We start from the raw sequence: 15,620 nt of genomic DNA on the forward strand, positions 1-15,620 counted from the left end.
AAACTTATATTCTATAATGTAAAACCTTTTAAATTAGTGATATTTCTTTACGACAATGGAAGAAGATAAAGCAATATGGACTGAAAAATATAGACCAAGCGAGTTCTCAGACATAAAAGGCCAGGAAGAGATAGTAAAACGTGTAAAATCTTTTATTGAACAAAAAAATATGCCCCACCTTTTATTTGCAGGTCCTGCAGGAGTAGGAAAAACATCATTATCATTGGTTGTTGCAAAAAAATTATTCGGAGAAGAATGGCACCACAACTTCTTAGAACTCAATGCATCAGACGAACGCGGAATAGACGTTGTAAGGGTAAAGGTAAAAAATTTTGCAAGAACAAGATCAATCGGAAATGTTCCTTTTAAAATAATCTATTTGGATGAATGCGACGCCCTAACAAAAGAAGCCCAGCAAGCATTAAGAAGAACAATGGAAAATTACACACAAACATGCAGATTCATACTAAGCTGCAACTATAGTAGCAAAATAATAGACCCAATCCAATCAAGATGCGCTATTTTTAGATTTAAACCAATTCATAAGAAAGATTTGAAAATAATAATAGATAAAATAGCAAAACAAGAAAACCTAAAAATAGATGAAAAAGCAAAAGAAACACTAATAGAAATATCAGAAGGAGATTGTAGAAGATTAGAAAACATTCTTCAAAGTTCAGCTGCTATGAGCAAAAACATCACAGAGGACTTGTTATATGACTTAATTTCCATAGCAAAACCAAAAGAAGTAACAGAAGTACTCAAATTAGCATTAGACAATAAATTTAAGGAATCAAGAGACAAACTATTAGATGTTATGCTTAACCACGGGTTATCAGGTATAGATATTATCAAACAAATTCAAAAAGAACTATTAAATTTAGAATTAGACAATAGAAAGAAAATGGAGTTAATTGATAAATGCGGCGAAACAGAATTTAGAATAACAGAAGGTTCTGACGAATTCCTACAATTAGAAGCATTTCTAGCAAAAGTAAATCTAATAAATTTAAAATAAATAAAAAAAGAAAAAGTTATCCGCTTACAATATGTTTAACCAAAACTTCCCTTTCTTTATGCTGCTTATAATCATATGTTAACAGCACATTGGCCTTTTTCTCAAAGTTTCCTTCCACTCCTGTTAAATCTTGTGTACAGATAATCTTTGATTTTCCATTATATAAGGTTGTATATCCTGTAGTTGGGCTTCCTCCTGTTAAACCAGTACAAGTTACACTTCCTATTCCTGTTTCAACCTCAACCCAAACTTTATTCTTTTTATCCAAACCAGAATCACAACTGCTTCCTAATTCAGATATTAAACCATTACTTCTGTGCACAACATCAAACGAAAGTCTAACTTTCCTTGTACCAGCAACCTCTTCCACCAAATTTTCAACCTGAACAGGCGCGCTTGAAACAGAACCAGTTTTTGGGCCAGATACATCACAAACTTGATCTCCTCCTAAGGGTGTTAAATCTTCCAAAACACAGATATCGACTTGTGCCTTTGTTCCATACTTATAACACACATCTGCTCTTATGATATGTCTGTCAACTCCTGTTGCAGCACCTTCAAAATTAAATCCAGGAAAATTAACATAAGTAATAGTTCCTTTTCGTGCCTCTCCATCTGAATCAACATAAGCTCCTCTCAAATCTTCATCAGGATTTTTTTCAGTAGTTGGATTTGCAAAATCACCAGGATAAAAACCAGATAATTTAATTTTAATATCTTCTTTAGCAACATCATACTCTCCTGCATTCTCAACATTTAATGTTACTTCAAAAGGTTGTTGTCCACCATCAAAAACCTCTGCTGGTGGAGTCTCTTCCATAAAATCAAACTTAATAGAATCTGTTCCTCCTATAAATGCCCTTCCTCCAACCGTTTCTCCATCAGAACCACCTCCTGTACATCCTATTAAAAAAACCATTATTCCAATTAAAGCAAAAATTATTTTTTTCATTGCACTAACCTCCTTATTTACCTATAATATCACTTATATATTTAACTTTTTCTATTAAATACCTATTTAATATTAATTATTTTTATCTGTTTTTCTATTGAATTTGAATAAACATAATCCAGCTCAATATTTAAGTTTGTTGTATATGCAGAATCTGTTGCTGGTTTACTAAACTTACAAAACATATATCCATTACCATTTGTTAATCTTATTGGATCAGAAGCAGTACCTTTTGGGCTGCACTCTGGGCTTGCATCATGAGGTAATTTTACTTTTGCAGTTACTTTATCTAATTCACCAATTTCAACATCAAATGGGCAGTCATTATACGCTCTTGGCAGCATTACACTACCTCCCCCATTATTAGAAACATAAATTCTAAAATATATTTGATCAGAACCAACCTCTTCTTCAACATTTGTAACTGAAATAGGGGCACCTTGTCCCCCGCCTATTTGCACATTGTTAACATTACAAACCTTTCTTTCTTCAACTAAAGCATGCGGATCAGGGTCAATACAAACAACAGGATCAGCCACTGTTGTATATTTATAACACGAATGAACTATTATTCTTGGTTCATAATAATCAGCATCAAAAGGAACATGGACGCCATTTCTATCTCTATAACTCATAACAGCATAACCGCCTTCAATATTATACTGGCTTCTCCCCTCTAAATTGGTAGGGATTCGGTTTCCTCCTTCCCATGTACCAGTTATAGAAGAAGGATCAAAACCACTTATCTCTAATTTTCCCTGAAATGTTTTATCCTGTGGAAAAGCCCCTCTATTCCAGACTTCAACACTTATATCTAAATTATCTCCTTCATAAATCCTATAAGGTGGCGCATTGTTTATAAAATTCATCTCCAAACCCCTAGATCCTTTATGATAATCATCTTCAACCATCTGTTCGCTAGGACCTCTGCCACATCCAACTAAAACTAATAAAAGAATAATCAATACAGATAAAACAATTTTCTTCATTACACTTGCCTCTTTTATCACTTGATAATTAAAATAATTAATATTGCCTTATATAAAGTTTTCTAAAAATAATTTTATATTATTTTCCTTATCTCCACCCTTTTAGATATTGTATCAGTATAACCATAATCTAAATTAACAGTTAATATAGTAGAATAAGATGGAACATCTTTACTAATCCCTTCTTCTAAAACGCATCTCACCACCTTTTCGCGCTCTTGTAATTTTATAGGAGAAGGCCTGCAAACCAAAGGCGTTTCAGACAAAAAAGCCTCAACTTCAATATAATTTAAGTCTTCAGGATTAATTTGTTCATCAGAACAGATTTTTTTAATACTATTTGGATTAGTCACTTCTCCCTGCCCTTTATTTTCTATATATATAACAAACATTGGTTTTATAATCCCATCATCTTCCATCATGTTTGGTTCTATTCTTACTATTGGAACATAAGATCCTTGTCCAGAACCAAAAACCATATCTTGTGCACTACAGGCCTTTTTAGCTTTTTTAAGATTGTAAAAATCAGTATCTACACAAACAGTTTTACTAAAAAAAGTTTTATATCTATAACAAGATGTAGCAATAATATTAGAAGTAATTGTTTCTGTTTCTTTTCCAAGTTCTTTTGCTTTTACAAAAAAACTCACAATCTCCATATCCCCTTTAGGGTTACCAAGTGATTTGCCTTTTAATTTTAAATTTTTAATAATATCTCCTTTTTCTAATTCCATATTGTCTTCTTCTAAATTCAAAAGCAAATATCCCTCTATTATATCAAATGCGCCTTTATTGCTTAATTCAATCCCAACAGGAAAAATATCATTTTCATAAACTTTTACAGGAGGCATATTTTGTCCAAAATTCGCCACTAAACCAATATTACCTTTATACAAATCTTCATTAGTTATAGTTGCAGAAGGGCCTTCACTCTGACTACATCCAACAACAAACAATAAAACCATTATTAATAAAATCTTTTTCATGTTATATCTCCCCACTCTCCTGGTTTACACAACGCTAAAGGATAATATAGATTTTCATCTTCATTGGCATCTGTAGTACATGTCCATTTTTTTTCGAAACAAAAAATCCCATCATGTTGACTAGGGTTACACGCTAATTTACATTCTGTTGTCCAGTCTTCATTTCCCCCGCATCCTTCTACTGCAAACAAATCCTCTTGGACATCTTCTATTTCACCACCATCAACATCTACAGGAGGAGTTGTTGCGACATCCACCTCTCCTCCTTCAATTCCACCACAAGTCATATCTTTATAGATGTGCTGGCCTTTTAATATTTCGCATCCATCAGGACACAAACACCCATCATCATCAATACATACCCTAGTACATTCTCTTTCAGCGAAAACAGTTCTAACCCCATCTCCACCTTTAACTTGTATACCAATTTCTTCATGAATATTATAATCATATTTTGCTACAACTTTTAAATATTTGGTAACTAATGGAACCTCTCCTAACAAATCACTCTGATCTTGTACATATAATCTACACAAAATTGTTTCATAATTTTCAATCTCTCTTATTTCAATAGCATCTGATTCTATTTTAAACACATTATGTATCTTATCATCACATCCTTTTTCTTCCTCACCTATTTCTGAACAAGAAGAACTATCAAATATATAATTTCTTTTTCCTCTACAAGAATAAACTCCTTCTGCATTTTTTTCTAATTCCATTTCGTTTGGTGTAACTATGTAAAAATCTGTAACTTTTTGTATTTCTCCATCCCACCAATTTGTCAAAGTAGTACCTAATCTAAAATCTTTATCAGCACTTAAAGGCGGCTTCCCTACATCTAAACCAATCATTATTGGGCCGTTTGTATATACAGCACGAGGATCTCTATCCACAATCCCATAATTTTCTAGAGGATCTATTCCTTCTCTCATTAAGGCCCTTCTTCGTTCTGGATCCATAAAATAAGTCTTAATATAAGCCATCGTTAAAAAATTAAATTTAGCATTCATACTAATCTCATGATAACCTTCTATTAATAACCCTGGCTCAAAACTACATTCAATACCTTCTTCTTCAAAACTTTCAACATCAAAAACTTCTTTAGGATATATCTCCACACCTTCAATCACTTCTCCATCTACAGTACATCCTATCTCCACCTCAATCGGCTCATCAAGAGTTTTAGCAACTAATGTGGCCCATATATTTACTGGTTGATCTTCATAAAATTCTGTATCTGCTCCCTGAAGGTCTTCAATATAAACACCAAGCCTTTCTCTGGCTTTTCTATCGATATCTCCTGTATAATATTCCCCCAAAGTAGCATTAGCTTGTCCCTCAGCAAAAGAAGTTACAGATGAGGTTACAGACTCTTTTAGATTTTCCCAAGCTTCCGTTACAACTTTTAGTGCTGATGTTTTATCTTCTCCAGTAATTGTGTCCATCTTAACACCACTAATTTCAGCACCACCCAAGGTAAAGTAAGACAAAACATAAAACATAATAACTACAAACCACAAAAAAGATTTCCAACCAGAGTCTCTAGCAAAAAGAAGAGCCACTAAAAACCAAACAGGAACAAGCAATTTAATAGAACTAATAAAAGGAATATTAGAAAACCAGATTTCTAATGCTGAGAAAAGAAAAAAATCACAAAAAAGAAAGAAAACAAACAAATAATTTACATGCACCCGATCTTCTATAGAATAATAAAGAACCCATATTAAGACACAAACCCCAAACACAAGATGCAAAACAGCACCTATATTAAACTCCCTATTCATAGCTAAAATCAACCACATGCCCTCTACAAGAACAAAAAAAGAAAACGCTTCTCGTATATTCCTCTTTTTTAAAAGTATATAACCCAAAATAATTCCTATCACAAAAATATTAGTAAAAAATCCAACATAAGGGGCAAAACCCTCTCTTGAAAAATAGAAAGTGTTTACAAAACTACTATACTCAAAACCCTTGAACCCCGTCACAAAAATATCAATAAAATACAATGCAACAGCCGCAATCACCCACCAAAAACTTCCACCCTGCCTTCTATTAGAAAAAGAATCATAAAAATTTGTGCCTCTTGATGCTTTTGAGGAGGGGTTTTCTTTTTCAGCTTTCTTCCTTTCTTCCGCTTCTTTCTTTGCTTGTGCTCTAGCGTTCTTTCTTCCTTTCTTTGAAGCTTCTAATCTTGCTTTTTGTTCAGCAAGTACAGCTGGATCAACAGGTTCTGGTTCTTCTGCCTTGTTTTTTTTGAAGAATGTAGGTAGCTTAAATTTCATCCTAACCTCGTAAAGAAATAAAAAAATTAATCTTCATCATCATCCTTTTCAATCAATTCAATTTGTATACTAACAATATCAACTGTAGTCTTTGGTATTAATTTAACATAATTCCTACCTTCCTCAACCCAACTATTAATTTGTTTTTCATAAAAAGGCTCTTCTTGATCAACTCTTCTCATATGACCATTTACATTTATATCAAGCTCTTTGTTTTCATCATCATCAACAAATTCTAAAGTTAAATTTGCATCAGATACCCCTCCCATGATGTTCTCCATTTGTTCTTCACTTATCTCAAACCAATATAAAGGAGAACTTAGTTCTTCTAATTCTAAATCAATTTCTATAAGATCAATCAGATAACTACCCTCATTAGTCATAAAGATTACATTATTTATTCCAGCATCTAAAGCTCCAACAGGAACTTCATATCTGTTTAGCATCCCGCAATCAGGAACACCAGAAAATACATTTATATTGTTAACCATAACATCTAATGTTCCAACTTCATTTTGTTTACAATCTGGATGGAATTTTAAAGTTGCTTTTTCTAAATTATTATATTTCCATGGTTCTAATGTGAATATATTCTTTGTTTTTTGTCTGCTAATGTCTGTTACATCCCCTATAATCTTCACACCCTCAAAATTATATTCATTTGTACTCCAAAAAGCAAGACCTACTCCAGAAACACTAAACTTTAAAGTATTGCCCTCATCATTAAAATATTGTTTTCTTAACTTAATAGGTTCAACATTTTGGGTTGTAATTAAACTTTCATAAATATTGTTTCCATTAAGGTCTACTGACAAAACACCAGAATGTTTTCTAACAGAAAAACTTAGAATTATATTATCGCTATTATCTAAATTATCTATAAAAAAACTCTTTTCAACAATTTTTTCATCAAACCAGCCCTTCCTAATAGAAAAGTCATTAAACACTTCAAGCTCTTTAGCATTAGTGGTTTTGTAAAGCTTAAACGATGGAATATCAATCTCAAATTCGTCACCCTTTAGATAATCCAATCTTCCAGGCTCTTCATCCAATAAAACACTTACTTCCTCATCCTCACTATCTACATTCCCATTATTATCTCCTTCCTCACCCAATAAATCTGCCCTTTCAGCAGGCTCTAAAAATAGAATATAAAGAATAATCAAACCAGCAATTATAGCAACTAATCCTGCAGCTCCTCCACCACTTTGCCCTCTTTTTTTAACCATAAACGTCACCTACTCTCAAATAATAAATAACTTTATATATAAATCTTTTTATTTTAACAATATGAAAATAATTAACCAAAATCTCAAAAAAGGAGAAATAAAATTAAAAATAGAAAATCTAGATGATATATGGTATCTAAGCCATATAATAGATAAAAATGATATTATTAAAGGAAAAACCACAAGAAAAGTAAAGATAGGAGAACAGGAACAAAGAAATCAAAAAATAGTAAAAAAACAAGTTTTCATAAAACTTCAAACAGAAAAAACAGAATTTACAAACAATTCCTTAAGAGTTTCTGGAAAAATCATTGAAGCGCCAGAAGACATCCCCTTAGCATCATACCACACATTTAATCTAGAAGAAAACACAACCATAAACATAATAAAAGAAAAATGGTTAAAATTTCAGCTTGATAAATTAAAAGAAGCATCTCAAGAAACAAAATCAAAAATACTTATTGTAGTTTTAGATAGGGAAGAATCAATATTTGCATTAATGAAAAAAAGTGGATATAAATTATTAACAAAGATTAAAGGAAACGTAACCAAAAAAGCAGCCGAAGAAAAAATAAAATCAAATTTTTATTCTGAAATAATCAATAAAGTTAAAGAATATGACAAAAGATACAATTTTAGCAAAATAATAATAGCTTCTCCAATTTTCTGGAAAGAAGAATTAATGAAAGAATTAAAAGATAAAGATTTAAAACAAAAAATAATCCAAGCAACATGTTCTTCTGCAAATGTAGACGGAATTACAGAAGTTCTAAAAAGACCAGAAACCCAGGAAGCACTAAAACAAGATAGAATAACAAAAGAAATAAATCTAGTTGAAGAATTATTAAAAGAAATTTCTAAAAATAATTTAGCAGCATATGGTATAAACCAAACAGAAAAAGCGATCGAAGCAGGAGCAGTAAAAACATTAATTCTAACAGACTCTTTTATTCAAAAACAAAGAGAAAAAGAAAATTATGAAAAGATAGATTTAATGTTAAAAAACACAGAAGAAATAAAAGGCTCAGTCAATATAATTTCTGCAGAACATGAAGGAGGAAAAAAATTAAACGGCTTAGGCGGAATTGGCGCACTACTAAGATACAAATTAATATAATCTTTTCAAATTACTTTAATTCTAAACAAAACTTTTATATATTAAACCAAATGTTCCATCCACATAACTTAAAAAATAAAATTATTATTAAAATTTAAAGGGGAGATAAAATGGACACAACACTAATAACTGTAATCATAATTTCTATTTTGGCATTGGTTTTTGCCTTGGTAAAATATATATCAATATCTCGGAAAGATCAAGGAGACGAAAAAACAAAAGAAATCGCAAAACTTATTCATGACGGCGCAATGGCTTTTTTAAAAAAAGAATACAAACTTCTTTCTATATTTATAATGGTTTTTGGAGTTATTCTCTATTTTATTGATACAACTCCTGTCAACTTCCAAGGAGAAATGACAGTATGCTTCTTAATTGGTGCATTGTTTTCTGCAGCAGCAGGAAACATTGGTATGAGGATAGCAACAAAAGCGAATGTAAGAACTGCAATCGCTTCAAAAAAATCACTTAACGACGGATTAAATATAGCTTTTTCATCTGGAACAGTTATGGGTATGAGTGTTGTAGGATTAGGTCTTCTAGGAGTAACAGGATTATATATGTGGCTTGGAAACCCAAACATAATATTTAGTTTTGGTTTTGGAGCATCTTCAATAGCCCTTTTTGCTAGAGTTGGTGGGGGAATTTACACAAAAGCAGCAGATGTTGGAGCAGATCTTGTTGGAAAAGTTGAAAAAAACATTCCAGAAGATGACCCAAGAAATCCAGCAACAATTGCTGATAATGTAGGGGATAATGTAGGAGATGTAGCTGGAATGGGTGCAGATCTTTTTGAAAGTTATGTTGACTCGATTATTGCAGCAATGGTTCTTGGTATTCTTATCACATCATCAATAAAAAACGCAGTTATACTCCCTCTTGTATTAGCAGGAGTAGGAATAATTTGTTCATTAATTGGGGTTTCATTTGTAAAAACCAAGAGAAAAAGCGGTGCAGCATCAGCTTTAAACAAAGGAATATTTGGTGCAGCAGGACTTATGGCCATATTATCTCCTTTGATTATATTAAAAATGACAGGAAGTCTTAACTTTTATCTAGCAACAATATCTGGCTTAGGCGCAGGTATTGCAATAGGCCTTTCAACAGAATACTATACATCTAATGAAAGAAAACCAGCAAAAACAATTGCAAACGCATCAAAAACAGGACCAGCAACAAATATAATAACTGGAATTTCTACAGGTATGATATCAACAATAATACCTGTTTTAGCAGTTTGTGTTGCAATGGGCCTTGCATTTTATTTTGGGATGGGAGTAACAAATTCAGCAATAGGAGGAATGTATGGTATTGCAATAGCAGCAGTAGGGATGCTTTCTACACTTGGAATAACTTTAGCAACAGATAGTTATGGCCCTGTTGCAGATAATGCAGCAGGAATTGCAGAAATGGCAGGACTAGGAAAAGATGTAAGAAAAAGAACAGAAAGCCTAGACGCAGTAGGAAACACAACAGCAGCAATTGGAAAAGGATTTGCAATAGGATCAGCAGCTTTAACAGCATTAGCTTTATTTGTTACGTTTTCACAAGTTACAGGAATGGAAGTAATAAATTTAATGAACCATAAAGTTGTTATTGGATTATTTATTGGAGGATTACTTCCTTTTGTGTTTTCAGCACTTACTATGAATGCTGTTGGAAAAGCAGCAGAAGACATGGTTATTGAAGTAAGAAGACAGTTTAAAACAATAAAAGGACTTATGCAAGGAAAAGCAAAACCAAACTACAAAAAGTGCATAGACATATCAACAGACGCAGCATTAAAACAAATGATGCTACCTAGTCTAATAGCTATAATAACTCCAATTTTAATAGGGTTATGGAGTCCTGAAGCTGTTGGTGGTCTTATTGCAGGGACTCTTGTTACTGGATTCCTTTTAGCAGTTTTCATGGCAAATGCAGGTGGAGCATGGGACAATGCTAAGAAATATGTAGAAGAAGGAAATTTGGGTGGGAAAGGATCTGAAGTTCACAAAGCAGCAGTTGTTGGAGATACTGTGGGAGATCCATTCAAAGACACAAGTGGTCCATCTCTGAATATATTGATAAAACTTATATCAATAGTTGCTTTAGTATTCCTTCCTTTATTCTTATAATTAAAGCAACTTTTATTTTTATATTTTTAAATCGAAACATTTTTATCTATTAAAAAATAGAGAAGACTATGCCTAAAAATTCTAATACAAAAAATAAATTTTACCCACCAAAGGAATTTCAAAAAAAAGCCCACATAAATAATCTCAAAGAATATCAAAAAATCTACAAAGAATCTATTTCTAATCCTGAAAAATTCTGGGCAGAAAAAGCAGAACAATTAGATTGGTTTAAAAAATGGAACATAATATTCAAATATACTAAAAAACCATTTATGAAATGGTTTGAGGGTGGAAAACTTAATGTTTCTTATAACTGTCTTGATAGACACCTAACAACCAAAAGAAAAAATAAACCAGCAATAATTTGGCAAGGCGAGTCAGAAAAAGACAAAAGAATTATCACTTATCAACAACTCCACAAGGAAGTCTGTAAATTTGCTAATGTTCTCAAGAAAAAAGGAATCAAAAAAGGAGATAGGATAATAATGTATATGCCTATGATTCCAGAACTTGCAATATCTATGTTGGCTTGTACACGTATAGGGGCAATACACAGCGTTGTGTTTTGTGGTTTTAGTGCATCAGCATTACAAAGCAGAATAAAAGATTGTAAAGCAAAAATGCTAATCACTTCTGACGGAAACATAAGAAAAGGCAAAGCCCTAAATGTGAAAGAAACAGTTGATGAAGCTCTCAAAGGAATCAAAACAATTAAATCAGTAATAATATGCAAAAGGGCCAAAAACAAAATAAAAATTAAAAAAGGAAGAGATTTCTGGTGGCATGATGAAATAAATGCTAAAGATATTTCTAATAAATGTGAACCAAGACCAATGAACGCCGAAGATCCTTTGTTTATTTTATACACTTCAGGAACAACAGGAAAACCAAAAGGATTAATCCACACAACAGCAGGATATCTATTATACACTTATCAAACATTTAAATGGATTTTTGATATTAAAGAAAAAGACGTATATTGGTGCACCGCCGACATAGGATGGATAACGGGCCATAGTTATATTGTATATGGGCCATTGGCTAATGGAGCAACAACCGTAATGTATGAAGGGGTTATAACTTATCCAGATCCAGGAAGAGCATGGAAAATTGTTGAAAAATTCAAAGTTAATATTTTCTATACAGCACCAACACTAATCAGATCCTTAACAAGAGAAGGCGACAAATGGCCTAAAAAATATAACCTAAACAGTTTAAGATTATTGGGTTCAGTAGGAGAACCAATAAATCCAGATTCCTGGCTTTGGTATTATAATGTTATTGGAAAGAAAAAATGTCCTATTGTAGATACGTGGTGGCAAACAGAAACAGGCGGAATTTTAATATCCCCTTTACCAGGATTAAATCCATTAAAACCAGGCTCAGCAACAAAACCATTCCCAGGAATACAAGCAGAAATCTACAAAGAAAATGGAAAAAAAGCAAAACCAAACAAAAGCGGGTACTTAATTATAAAAAAACCATGGCCAGGTTTAGCAAGAACAATATGGGGGGATTCTAAAAGATATAAAGAAACTTACTTTTCTAAATTTAAAGAGATATATCTCACAGGAGACGAAGCAAAAAAAGACAAAGAAGGATATTTCTGGATAATGGGTAGGTTAGACGACGTAATAAATGTATCAGGCCATAGACTTGGAACAGCAGAAATTGAAAGCGCAATAGTGACTCATAATAAAGTAGCAGAATCAGCAGTTGTTCCTTTTCCTTGCCCAATAAAAGGACAAGGCATCTATGCTTTTGTAACTCTAAAAAAAGGAGTTAAAAAAAGCAAAGATCTTAAAAAAGAAATAATACAACAAGTTAGAAAAGAAATAGGACCAATAGCAAAACCAGACAAAATTCAATTTGCAGACGCCTTACCAAAAACAAGAAGCGGGAAAATAATGAGAAGAATTCTAAAAGCAATTGCAGAAGGAAAGGAAGATGTCGGAAACACCACGACTTTAGCAGACCCCTCTGTTGTTGAGATTCTAAAACAAGAGAAACAAAACACCCATTAAAGATATTTTACACTATACAAATACTTAAATACTAGTATGTTCTCATAAAATTATTATAAACTCCCGAGTGAAAAGAGTTTGTTGTTATTGTAAAGTAAAATAGAAAAGATTATGTCAAAATAGTAACATTTTAATAGTAGTTCCTTTTATTTACTAACTAGCAACAAAATTTTTTTTAAATAAAAGGGGTGTAATAACATGATAGTAAAAGACGATTTTTTAAGTAAGCTAAGAAGGTATTTTGCACTAAATCTTTATGAGGTTAAAATTTGGACTGCTTTGTTGTCTAGAGGGGTTTCAACAGCAGGAGAACTATCAGATATAGCAAATGTACCAAGATCTAGAAGTTATGATGTACTAGAAAGCCTAGAAAAAAAAGGGTTTGTAGTAATGAAAATAGGCAAACCAATAAAATATCTTGCAGTTGCACCTACAGAAGTAGTAGAAAGAGTAAAGAAAAATATGAGGTCAGATGCAGACCAGAAAATTAATAAATTAGATAGCCTAAAAAAAGGAGACGTTCTCAAAGAATTATCTACCCTCCATACACAAGGCGTAGAATTAATTGAACCAGGAGATCTTGGAGGAAGTTTGCGCGGTAGACATAACCTATATAATCATTTAGAACTAACCATGAAAAACGCCAAAGAATCTGTTGTACTACAAACAACAACACAAGGCCTAATAAGAAAAGTTGATGGTCTAAAACCAGTATTTGAAAAACTAAAAAAACGTGGCGTCAATATAAGAGTAGCAGCACCTTTAACCAAAGAAACAAAAGCAGCTGTGAAAGAACTAAACGGTCTTGCAGAAGTAAGACACACAACAGAAAGAGGAAGATTTTGTATTGTGGATGCTAATGAACTTGTATTTATGTTATTAGATGATGATAAAGTTCATCCAACATATGATACAGGAATATGGGTAAACACCCCTTTCTTTGCTTCAACAATGAATAGCATGTTTAATCAAACCTGGAAATCAATGAAACCAGCCGAAGCAGCTTTAAAATAATTTTCTTTTTTATTCACTTTATTTTAGTTTTTAGTTGAAAAACTCTAAATTTGCCTTTTTTCAAATTAAAAAAATTTATATAAACACTTAGTTTCCCTTTTAAAATATGGACCTAAATAAGACAATAAACAACTTACATCGCTTAGAAAGAGCAGTACTGCCTGTTTTAACTAAATATAAAGATATAAAGGGCATAGAACAAGCCACAGGCCTAAAAGAGGTAGAAATAGTTCGTGCTTTACAATGGCTTCAAAATAAAGATATTGTTAGCTTAAAAGAAGAATTAAGAGAGGTTATTGAGCTGGATAAAAACGGCCAAAAATACATAAAAGAAGAATTACCAGAAAAAAAATTACTAAAAGCCCTTAAAAAAGGTCCAATGACAATGGATCAAATAAAGGAAAAAGCAGGTCTAACAAAAGAAGAACAAAACATCGCATTAGGAATTCTAAGGAAAAAAGCAGCTGTTTTTATAACAAAAGAAGGTAAAAATATTATTCTTAAGATAATGGAACAAGGTAAAAAATTAGTTGAAAAAGGATTAACAGAAGAAAATTTTCTTAAAAAAGAATTTCCAATTTATGTAGATGAGTTATCTCAACAAGAGAAATTTGCTTTTGATGAACTCAAAAAAAGAAAAAACATACTCAAAACAAATATAGAGAAAACAAAGAGAGCAGAATTAACAGAATTAGGAAAAGAAATATCAGAAAGCGATATAGAAATATCAGATACTTTTGACAGATTAACACCAGAAATGCTAAAAAACGGGTCATGGAGACAAAAAAAATTCAGAGGTTATGATATAAAAATAAATGTCCCCAAAATACACGCAGCAAAAAAACAACCATATAGAAGGTTTTTAGATGAATTAAGAAACAAATTCTTGGCATTGGGTTTTGAAGAAATGTTTGGCCCTCTTGTTGAGACAGACTTTTGGGATATGGATGCCTTGTTCATGCCACAATTCCATTCAGCAAGAGATATTCATTCTGCCTTTTACATAAAAGAACCAAGATACGGAAAACTAGACGAAAAACTAGTCAAAAAAGTAAAACAAGCCCATGAAAATGGATTCAACACAACATCAAAAGGATGGAACTATAAATTTGATGAAAAACAAAGCCACAAATTATTATTAAGAACCCAAACAACAGCCTGTTCTGCAAGAAAAATAGCTTCTAAAGACCTAAAAATTCCTGGAAAATACTTTGCAATTGGAAGGTGTTTTAGACCAGATGTCATTGACGCAACACACTCAGCGGATTTTAATCAAGTGGAAGGAATAGTAATCGAGGAAAACCTTAACTTTAGACATCTTAAAGGATTATTAAAAATGTTTGCAGAAGAATTTTGCAATACAAATCAAATAAAAATTGTTCCTGCATATTTTCCTTTTACAGAACCATCTGCAGAACTATTTGCAAAACATCCACAGATGGGCTGGATAGAATTAGGGGGTGCAGGAATACTTAGACCAGAAGTCGTCAAACCTCTATTAGGAAAAGAAATGCCGGTTTTGGCGTGGGGAATAGGTATAGATAGAATTGCAATGTTTAATCTAGAAATAAATGATATAAGAAAATTATTTGCTCATGATTTAAATTTTTTAAGAAACCAAAAGGTAATATAAAATGAATTTAATAGAAATTAATAGGGAAGAAATAGTCAAAAGAGTTAGAGAATTGGCCGATGCAAAGAAAAAATGGCACTTTCATTTTTTAACACCAAATTGTATATTTAACAATAAAGAAAAATTTGCATTAATATTAGAAGATGAAGAAAAAAAAGAGTCGTATGTTTGTTATTTTAACGAACAACCTGAAGAATTGAAGATATTTGAAAATTTACTATATAAAAGACCAGAGGATTTTGATTCATATTAA

The 15,620-nt window shown here is 32.0% G+C and carries 12 protein-coding genes; 7 read left to right on the plus strand and 5 right to left on the minus strand.

Annotated elements, in window-relative coordinates:
- Positions 1-55 precede the first annotated feature (55 nt).
- Positions 56-1,018: a Replication factor C small subunit gene (locus CEE44_02710; GenBank protein TKJ17423.1), complete on the plus strand. Its 963-nt coding sequence runs from the start codon at positions 56-58 to the stop codon at positions 1,016-1,018.
- A 16-nt stretch (positions 1,019-1,034) separates the two neighbouring features.
- On the opposite strand, the gene CEE44_02715 is transcribed toward CEE44_02710, so the two are convergent.
- From CEE44_02715 to CEE44_02735, 5 genes are all read right to left on the minus strand, one after another.
- Positions 1,035-1,970 carry a hypothetical protein gene (locus tag CEE44_02715; GenBank protein TKJ17424.1) on the minus strand — a complete coding sequence of 312 codons (936 nt, stop codon included), beginning with the start codon at positions 1,968-1,970 and terminating at the stop codon, positions 1,035-1,037.
- Positions 1,971-2,032: 62 nt separating this feature from the next.
- Positions 2,033-2,980, minus strand: a complete 948-nt coding sequence (locus CEE44_02720) for a hypothetical protein (protein ID TKJ17425.1) — start codon at positions 2,978-2,980, stop codon at positions 2,033-2,035.
- A 53-nt stretch (positions 2,981-3,033) separates the two neighbouring features.
- Complete coding sequence (locus CEE44_02725) at positions 3,034-3,945, minus strand: hypothetical protein (protein ID TKJ17426.1); 912 nt, start codon at positions 3,943-3,945, stop codon at positions 3,034-3,036.
- Positions 3,942-6,233 (minus strand): hypothetical protein, encoded by a 2,292-nt coding sequence (locus CEE44_02730; GenBank protein TKJ17427.1) that lies wholly within the window; start codon positions 6,231-6,233, stop codon positions 3,942-3,944. Before CEE44_02730 ends, CEE44_02725 begins: the two co-directional genes overlap by 4 nt.
- 26 nt (positions 6,234-6,259) lie before the next feature.
- Positions 6,260-7,462, minus strand: coding sequence for a hypothetical protein (locus tag CEE44_02735; GenBank protein TKJ17428.1), 1,203 nt, complete (start codon positions 7,460-7,462; stop codon positions 6,260-6,262).
- Between the two features lie 61 nt (positions 7,463-7,523).
- Here CEE44_02735 and CEE44_02740 point away from each other — a divergent pair, with 61 nt between their 5' ends.
- From CEE44_02740 to CEE44_02765, 6 genes are all read left to right on the plus strand, one after another.
- Positions 7,524-8,579 (plus strand): mRNA surveillance protein pelota, encoded by a 1,056-nt coding sequence (locus CEE44_02740; GenBank protein ID TKJ17429.1) that lies wholly within the window; start codon positions 7,524-7,526, stop codon positions 8,577-8,579.
- Between the two features lie 110 nt (positions 8,580-8,689).
- Complete coding sequence (locus CEE44_02745; protein TKJ17430.1) at positions 8,690-10,696, plus strand: sodium-translocating pyrophosphatase; 2,007 nt, start codon at positions 8,690-8,692, stop codon at positions 10,694-10,696.
- 68 nt (positions 10,697-10,764) lie between these two features.
- The gene (acs, locus tag CEE44_02750) at positions 10,765-12,720 is read left to right on the plus strand and encodes an acetate--CoA ligase (GenBank protein TKJ17431.1); all 1,956 of its coding nucleotides are present in this window, start codon (positions 10,765-10,767) and stop codon (positions 12,718-12,720) included.
- Between the two features lie 198 nt (positions 12,721-12,918).
- Positions 12,919-13,734, plus strand: a complete 816-nt coding sequence (locus tag CEE44_02755; GenBank protein TKJ17432.1) for a hypothetical protein — start codon at positions 12,919-12,921, stop codon at positions 13,732-13,734.
- Between the two features lie 106 nt (positions 13,735-13,840).
- Entirely contained in the window at positions 13,841-15,367 is a 1,527-nt protein-coding gene (locus CEE44_02760; protein ID TKJ17433.1) for a phenylalanine--tRNA ligase subunit alpha, read from the plus strand.
- A gap of 1 nt (position 15,368) precedes the next feature.
- On the plus strand, positions 15,369-15,620 hold the full coding sequence (locus CEE44_02765; GenBank protein ID TKJ17434.1) for a hypothetical protein: 252 nt from the start codon (positions 15,369-15,371) through the stop codon (positions 15,618-15,620).

It is taken from the genome of Candidatus Woesearchaeota archaeon B3_Woes (genome assembly GCA_005222965.1).
GTDB lineage: Archaea > Nanobdellota > Nanobdellia > Woesearchaeales > B3-WOES > B3-WOES.